Raw genomic sequence first — 21156 nt, forward strand, 5'->3', positions numbered from 1 at the left:
CCGGTCCGCGGGCCCTCCATACGGAGGACCACGAGCCCTTTATACGAAGGATCGGCCGCGCCCGCCCCGCGAGCGGCCGGGACGTCGCGGCGGGCGTTTTGCCGGGGCCGGCCCGCGTGGTGGGAGCGGGCTCGGGGTATCCGCCGAACATGTCCGACGCGTACGCACAGGGAGAACAGGCACTGCGCCGACAGGTCGCGGCGCTGCTCGGCGGCTGGGACCGGCGGCTGCTGCACGCCGTGGCGGCACGGCAGTGGCCGGGCGCGGAGCCGGTGCTGCCGAGGCTGAGCCACAGCGCCAACCACGGGCTGCTGTGGTTCGGCGCCGCCGCCGGCATCGCCGCGCTGGGGCGCGGCACCCGCTCGCGGCGGGCGGCGGCGCGGGGGGTGGCATCGCTCGCGGTCGCCTCCGCCGTCATCAACACCGTCGGCAAGCGGTCCGTGCGCAGGGCACGGCCGCTGCTGGACGCGGTGCCGGTGATACGGCAGCTGAAGCGGCAGCCGTTCACCACGTCGTTCCCGTCCGGGCATTCCGCGTCGGCGGCGGCGTTCGCGACCGGGGTCGCGCTGGAGTCGAAGGCGTGGGGCGCGGCCGTCGCGCCGGTGGCGGCGTCCGTCGCGTTCTCGCGGATCTACACGGGCGCGCACTATCCGAGCGACGTGCTCGTCGGCGCGGCGCTCGGCGTGGGGGCCGCCTTCGCGGTGCGGGGCGCGGTGCCGACGAGGTCGCAGCTGCCCGCGCCGGGCATCCCGAACGCCGACGCCCCGGCGCTGCCCGGCGGCGAGGGCCTGGTCGTGATCGTCAACCGCGAGTCCGGCTCCACGGACATGGCCGGGCCGGTGCGGACGGCCCTGCCGCTCGCCGAGGTGGTGGAGTGCGCACCCGAGGAGCTGCGCGCCGAGCTGGAGAAGGCGGCGGGGCGCGGGCGGGCGCTGGGCATCGCCGGCGGGGACGGGACGGTCAACAGGGCCGCGGCGGTCGCGGCGGAGTACGGCGTACCGCTGGCCGTCTTCCCCGGGGGCACGCTCAACCACTTCGCGTACGACCTGGGTATCGAGTCCGTCCACGACACCTGCCGTGCGCTCGCCGCCGGTGACGCGGTCCGGGTGGACCTGGGCCGGTTCACGCCTGGTCCGGGCGGCAGCGTGGAACCGGGCCACTTCCTGAACACCTTCAGTCTGGGCGTGTACCCGGATCTGGTGCGCATCAGGGAGCGCTGGTCACCGCGGATCGGCGGCTGGCCCGCCGGTGTGCTGGCGGCGTCGCTGGTGCTGCGCGGGCGGCGGCCGCTCGAGGCCGAGGTGCAGGGGCGGCGGCGCCCGCTGTGGCTGCTGTTCGCGGGCAACGGCGTCTACCGGGGCATCGACCCCACACCGGGCCACCGGCAGAGCCTGGTGGACGGCCTGCTCGACGTCCGCGTGGTGCACGCCGGCCGGGCCCCTGGCTGGCGGCTGCTCGGCGCGGCCCTGGCGGGCCGGCTGAACCGCTCCCCCGTCCACGCGACGCAGCAGTTGCGCCGGCTGCGGATCGGCGGCCTCGAGCCGGGGACGCTGCTCGCCTACGACGGCGAAGTGGCGGACGCTCCGAGGGAGTTGATGCTGGACAAGATCAGGGAGGCGCTGACGGTCTACCGTCCGCAGGCGCTGCTGTAGCGCCCGACTCATTGTCCGTATCGCAAGACGGAGGTCTCGCGATACGGGACGGAGGCGTAGCGTACGGCTGTACTCGCCTCAGCAGAAGGAGACGTCATGCCGCAGGAGACCGCCGTCTACACCCACGGGCACCACGAGTCCGTGCTGCGCTCCCACTCCTGGCGCACCGCCGCCAACTCCGCGGCGTATCTGATCGGCGAACTCCGGTCCGGTCTCGACGTGCTGGACGTGGGCTGCGGTCCGGGCACCATCACCGCCGACCTCGCGGAGCTGGTCGCGCCGGGGCACGTCACGGCGGTCGACGCCGCGGCGGACGTCCTCGACCGGGCCCGGGCGTACGCGGAGGAGCGCGGCCTGGACAACCTCCGCTTCGCGGTCGCCGACGTCCACGGGCTGGACTTCCCCGACGACTCGTTCGACGTCGTCCACGCCCACCAGGTGCTCCAGCACGTCGGGGACCCGGTCCAGGCACTGCGCGAGATGCGGCGGGTGTGCCGGCCCGGCGGCGTCGTCGCCGTGCGCGACAGCGACTACGCGGCGTTCAACTGGTACCCCGAGCCGCCGGTCCTGGACGAGTGGCTGGAGCTGTACCGGCGCGTCGCCCGCGCCAACGGCGGCGAGCCCGACGCCGGCCGCCGCCTGCTGTCCTGGGCGCGCGCCGCCGGCTTCACCGACATCACCCCCGGCGCGGCGGCATGGTGCTTCGCCACACCCTCCGACCGGGCGTGGTGGAGCGGCCTGTGGGCGGACCGCACCGTCGCGTCGGGATACGCGCGGATCGCGGTGGAGGGCGGCCACACGTCCCGTGAGCGGCTGGAGGCGATCTCGGAGGGCTGGCGCGTGTGGGGCGAACACCCCGACGCCTGGTTCATGGTCCCGCACGGCGAGCTGCTCTGCCGGGTGTGACGGGCGGGGTCCACACGCCCGGTGCCGTCCGGCCGGGGCGCCAACTACCCTCGTCCGTATGGAGATCCTCGGAACCACACTCCGCATCTGCGTCGACGATCTGGAAGCCTCCGCGGCCTTCTACGAACGCCTCACCGGCGCCCCGCCGCTCCGCTTCGAACGCGGCGGGGTCTCCGTCGCGGCCGTCGGCTGCTTCCTGCTGATGAGCGGCCCCGAGTCGGAGCTGGAGATCCTGCGGAAGGTGTCGGCGACGATCGCCGTCAAGGACGTGGACGACGCCCACGCCACGCTCAACGAGGTCGGCGCGCGGGTGCTCGCGGGCCCGCTGGAGACGCCCGTCGGCCGGAACCTCATCGCGGTCCACCCCGACGGGTCGGTCTTCGAGTACGTCGACCGCAAGCCGGCGGCGGCCTGAACGCCTGCGGGCAGAACGTCTGCTGCCGGAACGTCTACAGCGGGCGCCGGACCGTCATCTCGCGGGTGATGGCCCAGCGCTCGTGGTCGCGCCACGCGCCGTCGATGAACAGGAAGTCCGGCGAGTAGCCCTCCAGCCGGAAGCCGGCCGAGCGGACGAGGCCGATGGAGGCCGCGTTCAGCGGCTGGATGCTCGCCTCGACACGGTGCAGGCCCAGGCCACCGCGCGCGAACGCATGGCCGAGCAGCAGCCGCAGCGCCTCTCCCGTCAGCCCGCGGCCCACCGCGTGCTCGAAGGCCCCGTAGCCGATCGCACCGCTCTGGAGCGCGCCCCGGACGATGTTGTTGACGTTGAGGAAGCCCGCGATCCTGCCGGTGGCCAGCTCGCAGAACAGATAGCCCTCCTTGGCGGGATCCTCCAGGAGACGCCGGGTGTAGGCGGCGTAGTCGTCCTCGGTGAGCGGCGGGAACAGCCAGGGCCGGTGGTGCGCCGTGCTCCGCCGCGCGGACGCGGTGAACTCGACGGCGTCGTCGTAGGTGACGGGACGCAGGCCGACGCGGGCGCCGGCGGCCACATAGCGGCCCCCGGCCGATGGTGTCTCGGACATCGCGTCAGGTTACGGAACGGGCCCGCCGCCCGGCCACTCGCCGGACCACCGCCCTGCGCGGCAGCGCCTGATCGACGACGTCGTCCGTCCGGGATACGCGGCCCTGCGCGGCCGGTGGTTCAGCGCGGCCGGCGGCCGCCGGCCGCGAACGTCACGGCGAGCGCCAGGGACCCGACCAGGACCGCCACCCCGAACGAGGCGAAGAACAGCACCTCGGCCCAGGCGGCGTTCGCGCCCGTCGCCGTGCCGTTGGACTGCCGGCACGACACTTCCGGTGGGAAGCTCTGCCGGTGGATCTCCAGGCAGAAGTTGGGCAGGTCGTCGTTGACCCCGTACGCGTTGAACCAGGTCAGTGCCCAGGTCAGCAGGAAGACGGTGAGCGCGCCCGCGAAGACGCCCCAGAGCAGGGTGGGGCGTTCGGCGAGCGGCTCTGCGGGCGGGGCGTCGGTCATGGGGCGAGCGTAACGAGCGCCGTCGGCGTCAGCTCAGGGCGGGCAGGTCCAGGGTCAGGGTGCGGGCGTCCGCGTCCAGGACGGCCGGGATGCCGAGCGGGACCGTCAGGTTCGTGGGGCCGTGGCCGAAGCCGAACTCCTCGACGACCGGGACACCGAGCCCGCCGAGGCGGTCGGTGAGGACGGCGCGGATCTGCTCGTACGGGCCGCACTCCGCCCAGGAGCCGAGGAGCACGCCCGTGACGCCGTCGAGCCACCCGGCCCGCAGGAGCTGGGTGAGGATCCGGTCCAGGCGGTAGTCCTCCTCCCCCACGTCCTCGATCAGCAGCAGCCCGCCCCGCGCCGAGGGCCGGGCGTGCGGGGTGCCCAGGTCGGCGGCGAGGAGGGAGACGCAGCCGCCGAGGGTGGTGCCGCGGGCGCGGCCGGGGACCATCGTCCGGGCGCCGTCCAGGGCGTGCAGGATCCGCACGGACTCCGGCTCGAAGAGCGTGGCCCGCAGCGACTCCTGGGTGCGGGCGTCCTTGAGGAAGGTCGTGGCCCCGGCCATCGGGCCGTGCAGGGTGGCGACGCCCAGCCGCACGGCGAACGCCTCGTGCAGGGCGGTGATGTCGCTGTAGCCGACGAAGACCTTCGGGGCGGCCGCGCGCATCGCGGTCCAGTCGGCGAGGTCGGCCATGCGCTGGACGCCGTAGCCGCCGCGTGCGCAGATCACGGCGGAGACGGACGGGTCGCACCAGGCCTCGGTCAGATCGCGGGCGCGGGCCTCGTCCGCGCCCGCGAGATAGCCGAGGGCGGGGTGGGTCTCACGGGTGTGGGGCATGACGACGGGGTCGAGGTCCCAGCCGCGCAGGATGTCGAGGCCGGCGTCGAGCCGTTCGGCGGGCACGGGGCCGCTGGGCGCGACGAGGGCGACCCGGTCGCCCGGTCGCAGGCGCGGCGGTCGGGTCAGCACTGCCATGTCGTCGACTCCGTTATTTCCTCAGCTCCAGCAGCGGCACGTCGGCACGTTGGACGTGGAAGGTCTGGGCGTACAGGGACAGTTCGGCCTCGAGCGCGCGGACCAGGGTGTCGGCGCGGCGGAATCCGTGGCCCTCGCCCTCGAAGGCGATGTAGGCGTGCGGGACCCGGCGGCCCGCCATCTGCTCCAGGAACCGTTCGCACTGCACGGGCGGGCAGATGACGTCGTCCAGGCCCTGGAGCAGCAGGAAGGGCGCGGTGATGTGCTCGACGTGGTTGGCCGGCGAGCGTTCGTCGTAGCGTCCGGGGACCTCGGCGAGCGGGCCGACCAGCGACTCCAGGTACCGCGACTCGAAGTCGTGGGTCTCGCCCTCGGCCCAGGAACGCAGGTCGAGGATCGGGTAGATGACCGTTCCGCAGGCGTACACGTCGGTGGTGGCGAGGGAGGCGGCGGCGGTCCAGCCGCCCGCGCTGCCGCCGCGGATCGCGAGCCGTGCCGGGTCGGCGGTGCCCTCGTCGGCGAGGGCCTGGGCGACGGCGGCGCAGTCCTCGACGTCGACGACGCCCCACTGGCCGCGCAGCCGTTCGCGGTAGGCGCGGCCGTAGCCGGTGGAGCCGCCGTAGTTGACCTCGGCCACGCCGATGCCGCGCGAGGTGAAGTAGGCGATCTCCAGGTCGAGGACGAGTCCGGCCCGGCCGGTCGGGCCGCCGTGCGCCCACACCACGTACGGCGGCAGTTCGTCGTCGGGCGCGACCCGGTCGGGGCTCTGCGGCGGGTAGATGTGGGCGTGGATGTCGCGGCTGTCGGGGCCGGTGAAGGTGCGGATCTGCGGTTCCGGGTAGTACGCCGGGTCGACCGGGTCGTCGTGCGGGCTGCCGACGACGCGGGTGCGTCCGGTACGGGTGTCGAGCTCCACGACCTCGTACGCGCTGCGCGGGCTGGCCGCGACGCCGAACACGCGGTCCCCGTGCACGGCGAGGGTGGGCGCCCACTCGCTCCACGGACCCGCGGCGTCGACGAGTTCGCCGGTCTCCGGGTCCAGTATCCCGAGCGCGGTGGCGCCCCTGCCGTGGACGACGGCGATCAGTCCGCTCTCCAGCGGCTGGAACCACTGGGAGCCGATCTTCCACAGCGGTCCGCCGAACTCCTCGCTCCGGCCCGGGCACAGCGCCGTCCGGCCGGAGAGTTCCGTCGTGCCGGGGCGGAGGCGCTGAAGCTCCCACCAGCCGCTGTGGTCGCCGGTGAACAGCAGTGAGCCGTCCGCGGCCCACTCGACCTGGGCGACCGACTCGTCGCTCTCGCCGGCCACGGCCCGCACGCCGGTGAACGGACCGTCGTCCGTCACCTCGCCGAGCATCACGGTCGTGCCGTCCCACGGCATCCGCGGATGGTCCCAGGCGAGCCAGGCCGCCTGCCGGCCGTCCGGCGACAGGCGCGGCCCGGTGACGAAGCGGTGCCGGTCGTCGGTGAGTTCGCGTACCGCGGACCGGTCGGCGGCCGCGGAACCGTCGAGCGGTACGGCGGCGATCACCCGGCGCACGTCGGTGGGCGAGGGTCCGGTGAACTCCTCGAGGACGCACCAGACTTCGCCGCGCTCCGGCAGCAGCCGCGGGTCGGCCCAGCGCAGCCCGCCGCCGACCGCGGAGAGGGGGGTGAGCGGCCGTGGCTCGGCGCCCGGCCGGTCGGGCTCGTAGGCGTACAGCCGCTGGTCGGGAAAGTGCACGAAGACGACGAGCGCGCCGGCGCCGTCCCGTGCGGTCCCGGCCCACGGCAGGCCGCCGTACTCGACGACCCGGCTGCGCACGTTCCACGGGGCGGGCAGGACCGACTCCTCCGTGCCGTCGGCGCGGCGGCGCACCAGGGCGCGCCGGCCGCCCTCTTCGGGCCGCGGCGCGGTCCACCACACGTCGTCGCCGACGACGCCGAGATACTCGGGGCGGCCGTCGTGCGAGGCGGCGAGCGCCGCGTCGATCGGCGACGGCCAGGTTCCGTACGGCCCGGTGGGCACCATGTCCGTTCCCCCTACGCCGTCTGCAGATAATGGTCGAGGACCCGGACGCCGAAGTGGAGGGCGTCCACGGGGACGCGTTCGTCGACGCCGTGGAAGAGTGCCTGGTAGTCGAAGCCCGGGGGCAGTTTCAGCGGGGAGAAGCCGTAGCCGGTGATGCCGAGCCGGGAGAAGTGCTTGGCGTCGGTGCCGCCCGACATGCAGAACGGGACGACATGGGCGCCGGGATCGAACGCTTCGAGGGCGGCGCGCATCTTGGCGAAGGTCGAGGAGTCGACGGGGGCCTGGAGCGGGATCTCGTTGTGGTCGAACTCCCAGGAGACCTCGGGGCCGGTCAGCGCGTCCATGGTGGCGTGGAACTCGGCGTCGGTGCCCGGCAGGATGCGGCCGTCGACCAGCGCGCTCGCGCTCCCCGGGATGACGTTCACCTTGTAGCCGGCGTCGAGGATGGTCGGGTTGGCGCTGTTGCGCACGGTGGCCTCGACCAGTTTGGCGGCAGGACCGAGCTTGGCCAGCAGCTCGTCCACGTCGAAGCCGGTGGTCTCCAGGTCGGCCGCGGTCAGCGGGATGCCGTGCAGCGCGGCCAGTTCGAGGAGCGCCGCCTTGACGGTCGGGGTGAGCCGCACCGGCCACCGGTGCTCGCCGATCCGGGCGACGGCGGCGGCGACCCTGGTGACGGCGTTCTCCCGGTTGACCTTGGAGCCGTGTCCGGCTCTGCCCTCGGCGGTGAGCTTCATCCAGGCCGTGCCGCGCTCCCCGGCGGCGACGGGGTAGAGCGCGAGGTCTGGGCCGGCGTGGAAGGTGTAGGCGCCGGACTCGCTGATCCCCTCGGTGCAGCCCTCGAAGAGGCCGGCGTGTTCCTTGGCCAGGTAGGCGGAGCCGTCCTCCGCGCTGGCCTCCTCGTCGGCGGTGTACGCGATGACGATGTCGCGGCGGGGGCGGACGCCGTGCCGTGCCCAGGCCCGTACGACGGACAGGATCATCGCGTCCATGTTCTTCATGTCGACCGCGCCGCGGCCCCAGATCACCCCGTCGCGGATCTCGCCGGAGAAGGGGTGGACGGTCCAGTCGGCGGGCTCGGCGGGGACGACGTCGAGGTGTCCGTGGACGAGGAGGGCGTCCGCGCCGGGGTCCCAGCCCTCGTAGCGTGCCACGACGTTGGTGCGTCCGGGGGCGCGCTCCAGCAGGACGGGGTCGAGTCCGGCGCCCACCAGCCGTTCGGCGACGTATTCGGCCGCGGGCCGCTCCCGGCAGTCGCCGCCGCCGCGGTTGGTGGTGTCGATGCGGATGAGTTCGGAAGTGAACGTCACCACCTCGTCGAGGGCGCGGACGTCGATGGGGGTGTCGTTCACGTCAGCCATACTGCTCCTCCACTGCGGCCGAGACGATCGTCGTGACCGCCTTGAAAGTCCGGATGCCCTCGTACATCGTCCCGCTGGTGTACACCACCCGCCGTTCGCCGCGGGCCCTGGCCACGCCGGGGACGACGGTCGCCGCGGCCGCGAGGTGCTCGGCGTCGAACTCGACCTCGACGGTGAACGGTCCGCCCGCGACCGGCTCGTGGCGCACGGCCAGGGCGGCGGCCTCCTTGGCCGCGGCGCGGATGTCGGCGGCGGTGCGGGCCGGGGTGCGGCAGACGGCGGCGTAGCGGGAGACGTGGTCCTTGACGGCGACCTTGAGCGCTCCGGGCGCGTAGCCGAGCGCGTCCTCGCAGGTCAGGTCGTCGCCGGTGACGAGGACGACGGGGACGCCGTATTCGGCGACGACATGGGCGTTGAGGTGGCCCTCGCTCGCGCGGACGCCGTTCAGCCAGACGCCGGTGATGGAGTTGGCGAGGTAGGTGTGGGCGAGGACGCCTTCGGCGCCGGCGCCGGTGTGGTAGCCGACGAAGGCGATGCCGTCGACGTCGCCGTGCTGGACGCCCTCCACCATGGACAGGGACTTGTGGCGTCCGGTGAGCATCTCGGCGCGCTCGTCGAGCTGCTCGAGGAGCAGGTTGCGCATGGTCCAGTGCGCCTCGTTGATCAGCACCGCGTCCGCGCCGCCGTCGAAGAGGCCGAGGACGGCCGCGTTCACGTCGGAGGTGAACAGGGACCGGCAGCGTTCCCACTGGGGTGTGCCGGGCAGGACGTCGGCCGGCCAGGTCACCCCCGTGGCGCCTTCCATGTCGGCGCTGATGAGGATCTTCACGCTGTCTCCGTTCCGCCTCTGCCACGCTGCCAGAAGTGCACCCTACGACAGTGCGGCCGTGGACCGGAGGGGCTGGTCACCCGCGCCCCGGACATGGTCGGGGCGCGGGTGGCGGGGCCTACCGGCCGAGGACCTTCTCCAAGGAGGCGAGGGCCGATTCGAGTTCCTCGCGGGTGATCGTCAGCGGCGGCGCGATACGGATCGTGGAGCCGTGGGTGTCCTTGACGAGGACGCCCTGCGCCATCAGCCGTTCGCTGATGTCGCGGCCGGTGCCGATGGCCGGGTCGACGTCGACGCCCGCCCACAGGCCCCGGGCGCGGAAGCCGACGACGCCGTTGCCGACGAGGGCGGCCAGCCCGTCGCGCAGCACCTCGCCCAGGTCGGCCGCCCGGCGCTGGAACTCTCCGGTGGCGAGCAGGTCGACGACGGCCGAACCGACCGCCGCGGACAGCGGGTTGCCGCCGAACGTGGAGCCGTGCTCGCCCGGCCGCAGCACGCCGAGGACGTCGCGGCGGGCGACGACCGCGGAGACGGGGACGATGCCGCCGCCGAGCGCCTTGCCGAGCAGCAGCATGTCGGGGACGACGGACTCGTGGTCGACGGCGAGGGTGGTGCCGGTGCGGCCGAGGCCGGACTGGATCTCGTCGGCGATGAACAGGCAGCCGGCCCGGCTGGTCAGCTCGCGCACGCCCGCCAGGTAGCCGTCGTCGGGGATGAGGACGCCCGCCTCGCCCTGGATGGGTTCGATGAGCACGGCGGCCGTGGTCTCGTCGATCGCGTTCGCGAGCGCGGCGAGGTCGTTGTAGGGGACGACACGGAAGCCGGGGGTGAAGGGGCCGAAGCCGCCGCGGGCGCTCTCGTCGGTGGAGAAGCTGACGATGGTGGTGGTGCGGCCGTGGAAGTTGCCGTCGGCGACGACGATCGTCGCCCGGTCGGGGGCGACGCCCTTGACCTCGTAGGCCCACTTGCGGGCGACCTTGACGGCGCTCTCGACGGCTTCCGCGCCGGTGTTCATCGGCAGGGTCATCTCGAGACCGGTGAGCGCGGCCAGGCCCTCGGCGAAGCCGGCGAGCCGGTCGTTGTGGAAGGCGCGGGAGGTGAGGGTGACCTCGTCGAGCTGGCGGTGCGCGGCCGCGACGAGGCCGGGGTGGCGGTGGCCGAAGTTGAGCGCCGAGTACCCGGCCAGCATGTCCAGGTAGCGGCGGCCCTCGACGTCCTCGACCCAGACGCCCTCGGCGCGGGCGACGACGACGGGCAGCGGGTGGTAGTTGTGCGCCAGGGCGGTCTCCTCGGCGCGGATGAGCTCCTCGGAGGAGCGCCTGTTGCGTACGGGGGTGAGCGTCATGCGCGGATCTCCTGAGTGCAGCACTTGATGCCGCCGCCGGCCTTGTGGAACTCGGACATGTCGACGGGGACGGGTTCGTAGCCGTGCGCGGCGAGCTGTTCGACGAGGGCGTGCGCCTGGGGGGCGACGAGGACGTTGCGGCCGTCGGAGACGGAGTTCAGGCCGAACGCCATGGCGTCCTCCCGGGTGGCGGTCAGCGCGTCGGGGAAGAGCCGCCGCAGCACGGCGAGGCTGCCCGGCGAGAACGCCTCCGGGTAGTAGACGATGTTCGCCTCGCGCCCGTCGTGCCCGTCCTCGAGCACGAAGAGGGCGGTGTCCAGGTGGTAGAAGTACGGGTCGACCAGCTGGAGTCCGACGACGGGGACGCCGAAGAACTCCTGCACCTCCCGGTGGGCCTGGACGGTCGTGCGGAAACCGGTGCCGGCCAGGATACGGCCGCCGACGGGGACGAGGTCGCCCTCGCCCTCGCACACCGCTTCGGGCCGGTGCACGTCGAATCCGGCGACCTTGAACCAGGCCGCGTACGCCTCCTCCTCCGGGCGCCGCTGCGGCGCGTGGAAGCGGGAGCCGAAGACCAGGCCGTCGAGGACGAGGGCCGAGTTGGCGGCGAACACCATGTCGGGCAGTTCGGCGAGCGGTTCGACGGTCTCGACCTTGTGGCCGAGGGCGCGGTAGGCGTCGGTGAGGGCGGTCCACTGGGACCGGGCGAGGTCGAGGTCGACCTCTGTGTGCTCGCTCATCCACGGATTGATGGCGTACTTCACGTCGAAGTAACGGGGTTCGCAGACCAGGTAACGCCTGGGACGCGGCATGCGGCTGGGTGGCACCCGGGTTCCCTCCCGATTCCTGAGGTGACCGCTGGACGGCGGAGACGACGGTGACGACCGGTGACGACCGGTGACGTCTCAACGGTAGGAATCGGGAGGTTCGGGCGACAAGGGACAAGTGCTGCGTGTACACGCAGGAATGCTGCGTCGTGGGGCCGTTCGGCGGCGTTTCGCGTCGCCGCGGCCCGCACACCACCCGTTCGGGTGCTAGGCGAGCGGGGCTCCGTACCACCGCCAGGCGCCGGGGCGGGGCCGGCCGGGGAGGTCGGCGCGGCCGGTGGACCAGAGCAGGGCTTGCCAGGGCGCGGCGCCCTCCGGCACGTCCCGGAAGAGGCGGGCGAGGACGCGCGAGCAGAGGCCGGCGGGCGGCTCCCAGGGCAGGCCGGGCCCTTGTGCGATGTCGTGGGTGTGCACCAGGGTCTCCACGACGCCCATCGCGGCGAAGCCCTCCGGGTCCGACACCCCGAAACAGTGGTGGGACCGGACGTCCGGCGACGCCGTACGCACCATGGCGGCCAGCAGCGCGCCGCTCGCCTCCAGCACCTCGAGCAGCCCGTCGGGGCCCGCGTCCCGGTTCGCGTGGACGGAGTTCGCGGGGCCGCCCGGCCGGCGGCTCTCGTAGTGGAAGGACACCTCGCGGTCGAGCGGCGGGGTACGCGGGCCGAGTTGGACGGCGTACGCGAACAGGTCGTCGGCGAGGTGTTCCGCCGTCTCCCAGCAGGTCCACTCCAGGGTGCCGGCCGCGCCGTCCCAGACCGCCGCGGGCACCTGGCGGAGCGCGGCCACGGCGAGTTGCACGGCGTGGTCCAGGTCGTCGGCGGTGACGGGTGGGCGGGCGGCCGAGGCTTCTGTGACGGCTAGGGCCGGGGCTTCTGGTCGGGCTGCGGGTGACGACATGCCCGGCAGGCTACCGGCCCCTCGCCCGGCGGCCGGCGCGGGCCGCCGGTCCGGCGGCGTGAGCCGCACGGCCCCTGGGGCCGGGGACGCACACACCCCGCGCGGCAGCTCGGACCGTCGCGGCCGGCGACGGGCAGCAGCGCGGCGTCGTGGTTCGTCGTCGCGGACCGCTTTCGTCCAGGCGCGTCGCCTGCGGCCGACGACGGGCACCGGCCGGCGCGGGGGCGTGACCCCCGCGCCGGCCGGTGGGGGTCCGGGCCGCCGCGTCGACCCTGGTGACGTCGGGTATCGACGTGAGAAACGAACGGCGGGTCGAATCACAACCGGTTCCCGGCTCACCGGGGATCGGCTGCCTGCCACTCGCCGTTGCCGGCGTCGGCTGCACCGCCGGCCCGGTGCGCTGTTCCCCGCCCCGCGGGGCGCCTGCTGACGATGGGCCATGCCTTGGCCCTCGGCCTATGTCGCCGCCGGGTCCGGCGATGTCGCGGCGCGGCCGGCGCCCGCCTCCGGGCTGCCGGTCAGCAGGTGGGAGAGGACCATGTAGCTGATCGTCTTGCGGATGAACGGCTCGGCCCTGATGCGCTCCAGCACCGCCTCGAAGTGCTCGACGTCCGTCGCCCGTACGTGCAGCAGCGCGTCCGCGCCGCCGGTGACCGTCATCGCGGCGGTGATCTCCGGGTGGTTGCGCACGACCTCGGCGAGCCGCCGGGGCGGCGCGGCGCTGGAGCAGTACACCTCCACGTACGCCTCGGTCGCCCAGCCCAGCGCGGCGGGGCGCACCGTGGTGGTGAAGCCGGTGATGATGTCGTTCTCGCGCATCCGGTCGACACGGCGCTTGACCGCCGTGGCCGAGAGCCCGATGGCCGCGCCGATCTCGGAGAAACTCGTCCGCGCGTTGGCCACCAGGGCGGCGACGATCTTGCGGTCCAGCTCGTCGAACGGCGCGGATCTGTTCGTCATATGGTGTTCCTTCGGACGGCCCTGTCGCGCGCGGACCCTATCGGAAGAAGGCCACGGCCCGCACCCGGCAGTCTCAGCCGCCGGCCAGGCGGACGCTGCTCAGGATCTTGGCGACCGTCGCGTCCGGCACCTCGTCGTCGACGCCCTTCACCCCGATGAACGTCCAGGAGACGATGTCGCCCTTCGGGTTCTTGAAGGCGAACGTGGTCGCCTTGCCGTCGTTGTCGCACTTGCCCTTCTTCGCCACGCCCGCGGAGGCGGCGGTCGCCACACTGCCCCGGATGCCCGACGCGGTGGTGTACGGCTTCGCCGGGCCCCGGGTCACCTTGTCCCGGTCCGGCTGCGCGTGCGCGCCGTACACCCACAGGGAGGCGTTGTCGCGGGCGGCGTCCTCAAGGGTGCGCGCCCCGCGTTCGGCACGTGAGCCGGCGGCGGCGAGCCAGTTCTCCTCCGGGGAGCCCTCGAAGTCCGCGTCGGACACGCACCACTTCTCCTTGAGCACGGCCGGGGCGGAGAAGCCGATGAGGGGCCGCTCCTCCAGGTCGCCGTCCTCCATGACGAAGCTCACCCAGGACACCGGCTTCAGCCCCCACGCGGGCGGCACGTCGAAGACGATGCCGGTCTTCGGGTTCGTCACCGTCCGCCAGCCAGGCACGGTCGCCTGCTCTCCGCCGCCGGTACGGGCGCCCTCCGTCGCCGGCGCGGAGGAGCCGGTCGGCGCGGGCGGCCGTGCCTTGCCGTCGCTGTCGCCGCCACCGGCGAGGAGCACGTATCCGGTGGCCGCCGCGGCCACGACGACGACCGCCGCGGCGGCCACCGCGACGACGGTGGCCGTGTCGCGGCGCCGCGGGGCGGGCACGGGCGTCCCGGCGGTCTGCGTGGGCATGTTCCACGGCTGCTGCGGGCCGCCCGGCGCCCCCTCGGGGCCGGGGCCGGGCTGCGGGTGGTGCGGTTGGTGCGGGTGCTGCCCGCCGTCCGGGTTCTGCTGTCCAGGCCACATGGCCGCCAACCCTAGACGCCGTCCGCGAGCGCCTTACGGGAGGGCGAGTTCGAACCGGACCGTCTTGCCGTCCGCCGTGCGGCTGGTGCCCCAAGCGCCGGCCAGGGTGCTCACCACCCTCAGCCCCCGTCCCCGCTCGGCGTCCGGTCGGGCGTCCAGCAGGGTCGGCAGCGTGTGGTCGTCGTCCGCCACCTCGCAGAGCAGCGACTCGGCGCGTACGAGCCGGAGTTCGGCCCGGTGGCCGCCCTTGGCCCCCAGGGCCCGGATGATGGCGTCGCAGGCGTCGTCCATGGAGGCGGCCGGATGCGCGGCGGACTCGCAGAGCGTGGCCAGCCCGACGCCGATGTCCTCGCCGCGCATCTCGACCAGGCCGTCGGTGCACATGACGAGCCGGTCGCCCGGCGACACCGGCACCCGGACGCTCTCGAAGGGCACGCCGCCGACGCCGATCGGCGCGCCGGTGGGCAGCTCCAGCAGTTCGCTGCGCCCGTCGGCGGCGCGGACGAGGACGGGCGGCACATGGCCTGCGTTCGCGAGCCGGAGTTCGCCGGCGACCGGGTCGTAGACCGCGTACAGACAGGTGGCGAGGTAGTGCTCGCCGAGGCGCTGGGCCAGGTCGTCGAGGTGGCGCAGCAGTTGCGCGGGCGGCAGGTCGAGCGCCGCCATCGTCTGCACGGCGGTGCGCAGCTGGCCCATCCTGGCGGCGGAGTCGAGGCCGTGGCCCATGACGTCGCCGACGACGAGCGCGGTGCGTGAGCCGGGGAGTTTGGCGGTGTCGAACCAGTCGCCGCCGACCTTGCCGAGGAAGGTGCCCGGCAGATGGCGGGTCGCCGTGTCGCAGCCGGCCATCCGCGGGGTGACCTGCGGCGGCATCGAGTCCTGGAGGGTCTCGGCGACGTTCTCCTGGTACGTGTACATCCGGGCGTTGTCGATGACGAGTCCGGCCCGCGCGGCCAGTTCGGCCCCGGTGACCCGGTCCATGTCGTTGAACAGGGGGCGTTCGGGGTGGCGCAGCAGGATCATGCAGCCGAGGACGGTGCACGGCGGATGACGCGCCGGACCGGCGCGCCCCCGCCTCCGCGGGCGGCCGCGTCAGTCGGCGTGCCCGAGCTGGAGGTCCCGCTCGGTCCGCCCGCCGCCCGCGACCTGGAGCACGGTCGCGACGGGCGGATAGCCGGAGGCGATGACCGTGTACTCGCCCGACGACAGGTCCACGAAACGGAATGTGCCGTCCGGCCCGGTGGTGAGCGTGTCGACGACATTGCCCGCCGCGTCCAGCAGCGTGACGCGTGCGTCGTCGACCGGCCGGCCGTCCCCGGCGCGTACGGTCCCGCGCAGCACGGCGCCGCCGGCCAGCTCGATGTCCTGCCGGGTCTCCCGGGACGGCTGCACGCTCACGGGGTGGGCGGACGGCCGGAAGGCGGGGGCGCTCGCGGCCAGGGTGTACTCCCCCGCCACCAGGTCCGTCATCACATAGCCGCCCTCCCGTCCGCTGCGGGTGGTGGCCACGACCTCGCCGCGCACATCGGTGAGGGTGACGGCCGCGTCCCGCACGGGGCTGCCGTCGGCCGTGAGCACGGCGCCGGCGAGCCGGCCGGCGCCGCCGAGTACGACGTCGAGGTCGACGGGCCGTTCGCCGACGGTGACGGTGACGGCCTGCGGCTGGTGGCCGCCGGCCGCCGCGATCAGCACATAGGAGCCGGGGCCGGGGACGCTCAGCGCGTACCGGCCGTCCTCGCCGCTCGCGCCCCGGCCGATCTGGGCGCCCTGTACGTCGATGAGGGTGAGGGCCGCGCGCGGGACGCTGCTGCCGTCGTGGTGCTGGACGTTGCCGCAGACCGGCACGCCGGCGAGGTACGACGTGGCCGCCGCCCGGAAGGAGGCGGCCGGGGCGGTCCGCGCGTGCGGGACGGCGGTGGGCTCGGCGGAGGCGTTGTGGGACACCAGCGGTCTCTCCTTGAGGAAGAAGGCGATGAACAGGCCGAGTACGAGCACCGGCACGAGGTACAGGAAGATCCGGGGCATCGCGTCCGCGTACGCCTGGATGTATCCGTCGCGCAGCGCGGGCGGCATGGCGTGCACCGCCTGCGGCGTGATGGCGGACGGGTCGGGCAGTCCGGCCCCGGCGGGCAGGCGGTCGGCGAGCGCGCCGGTGAGCCGGTCGGCGAAGAGGGTGCCGAAGACGGCGGCGCCGACGCTGCCGCCGATCTGCCGGAAGTAGTTGTTGGCGCTGGTGGCGGTGCCGAGGTCGGCGGGCGGCACCGCGTTCTGCACGGCGAGGATCAGCACCGGCATCACCAGGCCGACGCCCACGCCGAGCACCGCCTGCCAGATGCTGTACTCCAGGCGCGGGGTGTCCGCCTCCAGCCGGGAGAGCAGCCACATCCCGGCGGCGGCGAGGGCGCAGCCGAGCACCGGGTAGACCTTGTAGCGGCCGGTGCGGCTGATCAGCTGTCCGGAGACGATCGAGGCGACGACGATCCCGCCCATCATGGGCAGCATCAGCAGGCCGGACTCGGTGGCGCTCGCCCCGTCGACCATCTGGAGGAAGGTGGGCAGATAGCTGGCCGCGCCGAAGAGCGCGACGCCGACGACCGCGCCGACGAGCGAGGTGATGTTGAAGACCGAGTCGCGGAACAGGCGCAGCGGGATGACCGGTTCGGGCGCGAAGCGCTCGACGACCAGGAAGAGCACGGTGGTCGCCAGGGCTCCTGCGCCGAGGCCGATGACGACGCGGGAGCCCCACGCGTGCTCGGTGCCGCCCCAACTGGTCAGCAGAACCAGGCAGGTGGAGGCGGCGGCGAGGAACAGCGCGCCCATGACGTCGAGCCGGGCCCGCGTCCGGGGCCTCGGCAGCTTCAGCACCACGCTGACCACGACCAGGGTGAACAGGCCGAAGGGGACGTTGAAGTAGAAGCACCAGCGCCAGGAGACATGGTCGGTGAAGAAGCCGCCGAGCAGCGGTCCGGCGACGGAGGCGAGCCCGAAGGCGGCGCCGATGAGGCCCATGAAGCGGCCGCGTTCACGGGGCGGGACGATGTCGGCGATGATCGCCTGCACACCGATCATGAGCCCGCCGGCCCCGATGCCCTGGACGGCGCGGAACGCGATCAGCTCGTTCATGGTGCGCGACCAGCCGGCGAGCGCGGAGCCGACGACGAAGACGACGATGGCGAACTGGAAGACGCCCTTGCGCCCGTAGAGGTCGCCGAGTTTGCCGTAGATCGGCAGCCCGACGGTGGCGGTGAGCAGATAGGCGGTGATCGCCCATGGCATCCGGTCGAGGCCCTGGAGGTCGCCGACGATCTTCGGCAGGGCGGTGGCGACGATCATCTGCTCGAGCGCGGCGAGCAGTAGCGCGAGCATCAGGCTCATGAAGACGAGCCGTACCCGGCGGGGGCTCAGCGGCGCGGCCGCCGTGCCCGCGGCGGGCGGCGGCGGGTCGGCAGGGCCGGTGGCCGTGGCGGCCTGCTCGTCCTTGACCAGAGTGATGCCGCCCACGTCCGTCTCCCCTCGACGCACCGCTCGTCGCGCTGTGCGGCGTCATTCTTCGCATTGCACGCGAAGGGGGAGCAAGTCGGGCACGACCCCGGCCAGGCGTTCGAAAGGGGTCTCAACAGCCCCTGGAAACGGCGCATTTGAGGCGCTCACCAGGGGCTTTCCCGCCCGCCCGGCACACGCGGGGGTGCGCCGGGCGCACTTCGGGACGGCGGGAAAGACCACTCGAACCGGTGAGGTTACTTCTCCATGTTCGCGGCGAGGTTGGCCAGCACACCGTCGTAGATGCGGCCGAGCCCCTTGGGGGCGAAGGTCTTCTCGAAGAAGCCGCCGATGCCGCCCGCGCCGTTCCAGACGGTGGTGACGACCACCTTGCACTTGCCCTCGCCGGCCGGGGTGACCGTCCAGGTGGTGACCATGGAGGAGTTCCGGTCCTTCTCGACGAGGCGGCCTCCCCCGTAGCCTCCGGCATGGGAGGTGTCCCCAGTGGGCTCGCTCACCTCGAGCAGGCAGTCGCGGACGCGCTTGCTCGTCGCCTGGAGCTTCCAGTGGACGAGGGTGCCCTCCCCGTCGCCGCCCTCGCGGACCTCGTACTCACTGAAGTGCTCGGTCAGGAGCTTCGCACGGGTGTTCTCGTAGTCGGCCACGGCATCGAACACCGTCTCCGCGTCCGCCGCGACGATCCGTTCCGTGGTGGCTTCGACCTGCGCCATGTGGTTGCTCCTCCATCACTCGCTCCAGCGGGACGCCGCCAGCCAACCACCTCCGGCACGGGCCCCCAAATCGCGCTTGCGGCGATCATGGGAACAGGTGTTCTATTCTGGGGTCAGTGCGAACGAGGAGGCACCCATGCGCTGGGACAATCTGGCCGACGGCCCCGCCCCACCCGGGGACTCCGCCCTGTTCGGTACGTCCGCGGTCACCACCCGGACCTTCGACACCCCCGAGTTCCGGGGCATCACCTTCCACGAGGTACGGGCCCGTTCGATCCTGAACCGGGTGCCCGGCGCGTCCCGGATGCCGTTCGAATGGACCGTCAATCCGTACCGGGGCTGCACCCACGCCTGTGTGTACTGCTTCGCCCGCAAGACCCACAGCTATCTGGACCTGGACACCGGGCTCGGCTTCGACTCCCAGATCGTCGTCAAGGTCAACGCCCCCGAGCTGCTGCGCCGCCAGCTCGCCTCGCGCCGGTGGCAGGGGGCGCACATCGCCATGGGCACCAACGTCGACTGCTACCAGCGGGCGGAGGGCCGCTACCGGCTGATGCCGGGGATCATCTCGGCCCTGCGCGACCACGCCAACCCGTTCTCGATCCTGACCAAGGGCACGCTGATCCTGCGCGACCTGGATCTGCTGGTCCAGGCCGCGGACGTCACCGACGTCGGCATCTCCGTCTCCGTCGGCTTCACCGATCGCGAGCTGTGGCGCACGGTCGAACCGGGCACCCCCTCCCCCGAGCGCCGCCTGGACGTCGTGCGCACCCTCACCGAGCACGGCATCGGCTGCGGTGTCCTGATGGCGCCGGTCATCCCGTTCCTCGGCGACCACCCCGACCAGCTGCGGGCCACGGTCGGGGCGATCGCCGCCGCCGGCGCGACCTCCGTCACCCCGCTCGTCCTCCACCTGCGCCCCGGCGCCCGCGAGTGGTTCATGGCCTGGCTGCGCGAACACCATCCGCATCTGGTGGCGCGGTACGAGCGGCTGTACGCGGAGGGCGCGTACGCGCCCAAGTGGTACCAGCGCCGGATCACCCGTCATGTGCACGAGCTGGCCACCGAGTTCGGCATCGGGCCCGCGGACCGGGGCGACCACCGGCGGCTGCCGGCGCCCGCGGAGCCTCAGAGGCCGGAACCGACCCAACTGACGCTGCTCTGACACCGATTCCAGTAGCGCCGACGGACCTCGGCAGGCAGTGTGGTGCCTTCTGGCGGCACGGAGGGGAGGCCACGCAGCGATGACCATGCGCGTGAGGGACATGACGATCGGCGACTGCGACGCGGTCGCCTCGATCAGGGTGGGCGGCTGGCGCTTCGCCTACACCGGTCTCATGCCCCAGTCGTACCTGGACGCGATGGACCCGGCGGACGACGCGGCCGAACGCCGCCGCTCCCTCCTGGCGGACGGCGCGGGCGCCGGCGTGAGCAACGTGGTCGCCGAGTGGGACGGCGAGGTGGTCGGCTGGGGCTGCTTCGGTCCGCTGCGCGACATGGACGGCGCCAGGCGCCCGGGGGCGTGCGAGCTCTACGCGGTCTACGTCCGCCCGGAGCGCATCTCCTCCGGCGTGGGCCACGCCCTGATGGCCGAGCTGACGGGCCGCGCGAGGGCCGCGGGCTTCGAGGAGATGCTGCTGTGGGTCCTCAAGGACAACGCCCGCGCCCGCCGCTTCTACGAACGCGCGGGCTTCACCCCGGACGGCACGGAGGAGCCCTTCGAGGCCGACGGGGAACTCGTCCCGGAGGTCAGGTACGTCCGCCGCCTGACGGCTTGACGGGCGGCTGGTCCGGGTCCGCCGCCGTTGCCGCCCGGCCGGGCAGCCCCGACCCGACCGCACCAGCCCGGGGACGCGGGCCCGGTCGCCCCGCCGGGCTCGGTGGCCGGAGGCCACCGGGCCGCGGCGGAGGCCCGTCGCCGCCCGGGCGGCGACGGAGGCGCACAGCGCCGCGGTGACGAGCACGGCCGCGTGCACGCCGTTCACGAACGCGTTGCCGCTGCCCTCGACGACCGCGGCCCACGGCTCGGCGGACATGCCGTCCGCGACCGGTGGGCACCCGGCCCGCTCACGCCTCCAGCCGCGCCAGCGCCGCGTGCGCCGCCGCCGCCAGTCGCGGGTGGGGCAGCGCCGCCCGTACGGCCTCGGCTGCCCGCCGGTCGCCCAGCGCGCCGAGCCCCTCGACGCAGGCCAGCGCCACCCGCCAGTGCGGGTCCCCGGGGACGAGCCGGCGGCCGAGGACCGTGATCAGGGCCGGGACGGACTCCGGTGCGCGCAGCCGGGCGAGCAGGCGCACCGGAACCATGGCGTAGGCGACACGGAGTTCGTTGGTGGCGAGCGCGGCGGCGGCGCGTGGCGTGCGGGGGTCGCCGAGTTCCGTGAGCGCGTGAGCCGCGGAGACGCAGCGCTCGGGGTCTCGGTGGTTGAGGAGGAGGACCAACGACTCGAAGGCACGGCGGTCACCGTCGCAGCCGAGCCGGAAGGCGGCGAGTTCACGCGCCCACAGCGGGCGGCCGGACTCGGTGAGGACGGCGGCGAGTTCGTCGTGGTCGGCGGTGGTCAGCAGCCGTTCGTACGCGGGCCCGCCACCCGCCTCGTCCCGCAGCCGGACCGCGAGCGACCGTAACTCCTCGTTCATGGCGGAAGCGTATCCACGGGGCGGGCGCGAGCGATCCAGATCACAGGAATGCGTCCCGGCCGAGGGCTGGCGCGCTCGTTACCCGCGAGTT

Annotated in this window: 19 protein-coding genes and 1 pseudogene; 5 read left to right on the plus strand and 15 right to left on the minus strand. The window is 73.6% G+C overall.

Annotation, left to right across the window (positions count from 1 at the left end; translation table 11 throughout):
* Positions 1-149 precede the first annotated feature (149 nt).
* The 3 genes from ACFYOP_RS04860 (at position 150) to ACFYOP_RS04870 (ending at position 2973) form a co-directional block, all read left to right on the plus strand.
* Positions 150-1652, plus strand: a complete 1503-nt coding sequence (locus ACFYOP_RS04860; protein ID WP_356890457.1) for a phosphatase PAP2 family protein — start codon at positions 150-152, stop codon at positions 1650-1652.
* Positions 1653-1748: 96 nt separating this feature from the next.
* Complete coding sequence (locus ACFYOP_RS04865; protein WP_356890455.1) at positions 1749-2558, plus strand: class I SAM-dependent methyltransferase; 810 nt, start codon at positions 1749-1751, stop codon at positions 2556-2558.
* Positions 2559-2616: 58 nt separating this feature from the next.
* Entirely contained in the window at positions 2617-2973 is a 357-nt protein-coding gene (locus ACFYOP_RS04870) for a VOC family protein (protein ID WP_356890453.1), read from the plus strand.
* Between the two features lie 34 nt (positions 2974-3007).
* On the opposite strand, the gene ACFYOP_RS04875 is transcribed toward ACFYOP_RS04870, so the two are convergent.
* From ACFYOP_RS04875 to ACFYOP_RS04940, 14 genes and pseudogenes are all read right to left on the minus strand, one after another.
* The gene (locus ACFYOP_RS04875; RefSeq protein ID WP_356890451.1) at positions 3008-3580 is read right to left on the minus strand and encodes a GNAT family protein; all 573 of its coding nucleotides are present in this window, start codon (positions 3578-3580) and stop codon (positions 3008-3010) included.
* Between the two features lie 119 nt (positions 3581-3699).
* Positions 3700-4032 (minus strand): hypothetical protein, encoded by a 333-nt coding sequence (locus ACFYOP_RS04880; protein ID WP_356890449.1) that lies wholly within the window; start codon positions 4030-4032, stop codon positions 3700-3702.
* A gap of 28 nt (positions 4033-4060) precedes the next feature.
* Positions 4061-4990: an LD-carboxypeptidase gene (locus ACFYOP_RS04885; protein WP_356890447.1), complete on the minus strand. Its 930-nt coding sequence runs from the start codon at positions 4988-4990 to the stop codon at positions 4061-4063.
* 13 nt (positions 4991-5003) lie between these two features.
* Positions 5004-7001 (minus strand): prolyl oligopeptidase family serine peptidase, encoded by a 1998-nt coding sequence (locus ACFYOP_RS04890; protein ID WP_356890445.1) that lies wholly within the window; start codon positions 6999-7001, stop codon positions 5004-5006.
* An 11-nt stretch (positions 7002-7012) separates the two neighbouring features.
* Positions 7013-8359 (minus strand): M20/M25/M40 family metallo-hydrolase, encoded by a 1347-nt coding sequence (locus ACFYOP_RS04895; RefSeq protein ID WP_356890443.1) that lies wholly within the window; start codon positions 8357-8359, stop codon positions 7013-7015.
* The gene (locus ACFYOP_RS04900) at positions 8352-9188 is read right to left on the minus strand and encodes a M55 family metallopeptidase (RefSeq protein ID WP_356890441.1); all 837 of its coding nucleotides are present in this window, start codon (positions 9186-9188) and stop codon (positions 8352-8354) included. The genes ACFYOP_RS04895 and ACFYOP_RS04900 overlap by 8 nt, the downstream gene beginning before the upstream one ends.
* A 118-nt stretch (positions 9189-9306) precedes the next feature.
* Positions 9307-10533 carry an ornithine--oxo-acid transaminase gene (rocD, locus tag ACFYOP_RS04905; protein ID WP_356890439.1) on the minus strand — a complete coding sequence of 409 codons (1227 nt, stop codon included), beginning with the start codon at positions 10531-10533 and terminating at the stop codon, positions 9307-9309.
* Positions 10530-11360, minus strand: a complete 831-nt coding sequence (gene ddaH / locus ACFYOP_RS04910; RefSeq protein ID WP_356890437.1) for a dimethylargininase — start codon at positions 11358-11360, stop codon at positions 10530-10532. The genes rocD and ddaH overlap by 4 nt, the downstream gene beginning before the upstream one ends.
* 207 nt (positions 11361-11567) lie before the next feature.
* Complete coding sequence (locus ACFYOP_RS04915) at positions 11568-12257, minus strand: maleylpyruvate isomerase N-terminal domain-containing protein (protein WP_356890435.1); 690 nt, start codon at positions 12255-12257, stop codon at positions 11568-11570.
* A gap of 456 nt (positions 12258-12713) precedes the next feature.
* On the minus strand, positions 12714-13217 hold the full coding sequence (locus ACFYOP_RS04920; protein ID WP_356890433.1) for an Lrp/AsnC family transcriptional regulator: 504 nt from the start codon (positions 13215-13217) through the stop codon (positions 12714-12716).
* Positions 13218-13290: 73 nt separating this feature from the next.
* Positions 13291-14217 carry a hypothetical protein gene (locus tag ACFYOP_RS04925; protein ID WP_356890431.1) on the minus strand — a complete coding sequence of 309 codons (927 nt, stop codon included), beginning with the start codon at positions 14215-14217 and terminating at the stop codon, positions 13291-13293.
* A 33-nt stretch (positions 14218-14250) separates the two neighbouring features.
* Positions 14251-15252: pseudogene (locus ACFYOP_RS04930) on the minus strand (SpoIIE family protein phosphatase); the annotation flags it as partial.
* 57 nt (positions 15253-15309) lie between these two features.
* Positions 15310-17718 (minus strand): MFS transporter, encoded by a 2409-nt coding sequence (locus tag ACFYOP_RS04935; protein WP_356890429.1) that lies wholly within the window; start codon positions 17716-17718, stop codon positions 15310-15312.
* A gap of 236 nt (positions 17719-17954) precedes the next feature.
* A complete protein-coding gene (locus ACFYOP_RS04940; protein WP_356890428.1) occupies positions 17955-18428 on the minus strand; it encodes an SRPBCC family protein in 474 nt (157 codons plus the stop codon).
* Between the two features lie 136 nt (positions 18429-18564).
* Here ACFYOP_RS04940 and ACFYOP_RS04945 point away from each other — a divergent pair, with 136 nt between their 5' ends.
* On the plus strand, positions 18565-19593 hold the full coding sequence (locus tag ACFYOP_RS04945; protein WP_356890426.1) for an Rv2578c family radical SAM protein: 1029 nt from the start codon (positions 18565-18567) through the stop codon (positions 19591-19593).
* Between the two features lie 79 nt (positions 19594-19672).
* A complete protein-coding gene (locus ACFYOP_RS04950; RefSeq protein ID WP_356890424.1) occupies positions 19673-20206 on the plus strand; it encodes a GNAT family N-acetyltransferase in 534 nt (177 codons plus the stop codon).
* Between the two features lie 289 nt (positions 20207-20495).
* On the opposite strand, the gene ACFYOP_RS04955 is transcribed toward ACFYOP_RS04950, so the two are convergent.
* Positions 20496-21065 carry an adenylosuccinate lyase gene (locus ACFYOP_RS04955; protein WP_356890422.1) on the minus strand — a complete coding sequence of 190 codons (570 nt, stop codon included), beginning with the start codon at positions 21063-21065 and terminating at the stop codon, positions 20496-20498.
* Positions 21066-21156 lie beyond the last annotated feature (91 nt).

The sequence above is a fragment of the Streptomyces sp. NPDC006294 genome, assembly GCF_042870895.1.
GTDB lineage: Bacteria > Actinomycetota > Actinomycetes > Streptomycetales > Streptomycetaceae > Streptomyces.

What these genes read in the sequence shown, in the direction of transcription:
- ACFYOP_RS04880 (WP_356890449.1), bottom strand. Translation starts at nt 4,032, where the DNA reads ATGACCGACGCCCCGCCCGCAGAGCCGCTCGCCGAACGCCCCACCCTG.
- ACFYOP_RS04955 (WP_356890422.1), bottom strand. Translation starts at nt 21,065, where the DNA reads ATGAACGAGGAGTTACGGTCGCTCGCGGTCCGGCTGCGGGACGAGGCG.
- ACFYOP_RS04945 (WP_356890426.1), top strand. Translation starts at nt 18,565, where the DNA reads ATGCGCTGGGACAATCTGGCCGACGGCCCCGCCCCACCCGGGGACTCC.
- ACFYOP_RS04870 (WP_356890453.1), top strand. Translation starts at nt 2,617, where the DNA reads ATGGAGATCCTCGGAACCACACTCCGCATCTGCGTCGACGATCTGGAA.
- ACFYOP_RS04915 (WP_356890435.1), bottom strand. Translation starts at nt 12,257, where the DNA reads ATGTCGTCACCCGCAGCCCGACCAGAAGCCCCGGCCCTAGCCGTCACA.
- ACFYOP_RS04890 (WP_356890445.1), bottom strand. Translation starts at nt 7,001, where the DNA reads ATGGTGCCCACCGGGCCGTACGGAACCTGGCCGTCGCCGATCGACGCG.
- ACFYOP_RS04895 (WP_356890443.1), bottom strand. Translation starts at nt 8,359, where the DNA reads ATGGCTGACGTGAACGACACCCCCATCGACGTCCGCGCCCTCGACGAG.
- ACFYOP_RS04920 (WP_356890433.1), bottom strand. Translation starts at nt 13,217, where the DNA reads ATGACGAACAGATCCGCGCCGTTCGACGAGCTGGACCGCAAGATCGTC.
- ACFYOP_RS04925 (WP_356890431.1), bottom strand. Translation starts at nt 14,217, where the DNA reads ATGTGGCCTGGACAGCAGAACCCGGACGGCGGGCAGCACCCGCACCAA.
- ACFYOP_RS04885 (WP_356890447.1), bottom strand. Translation starts at nt 4,990, where the DNA reads ATGGCAGTGCTGACCCGACCGCCGCGCCTGCGACCGGGCGACCGGGTC.
- ACFYOP_RS04860 (WP_356890457.1), top strand. Translation starts at nt 150, where the DNA reads ATGTCCGACGCGTACGCACAGGGAGAACAGGCACTGCGCCGACAGGTC.
- ACFYOP_RS04865 (WP_356890455.1), top strand. Translation starts at nt 1,749, where the DNA reads ATGCCGCAGGAGACCGCCGTCTACACCCACGGGCACCACGAGTCCGTG.
- rocD (WP_356890439.1), bottom strand. Translation starts at nt 10,533, where the DNA reads ATGACGCTCACCCCCGTACGCAACAGGCGCTCCTCCGAGGAGCTCATC.
- ACFYOP_RS04940 (WP_356890428.1), bottom strand. Translation starts at nt 18,428, where the DNA reads ATGGCGCAGGTCGAAGCCACCACGGAACGGATCGTCGCGGCGGACGCG.
- ACFYOP_RS04950 (WP_356890424.1), top strand. Translation starts at nt 19,673, where the DNA reads ATGACCATGCGCGTGAGGGACATGACGATCGGCGACTGCGACGCGGTC.
- ACFYOP_RS04875 (WP_356890451.1), bottom strand. Translation starts at nt 3,580, where the DNA reads ATGTCCGAGACACCATCGGCCGGGGGCCGCTATGTGGCCGCCGGCGCC.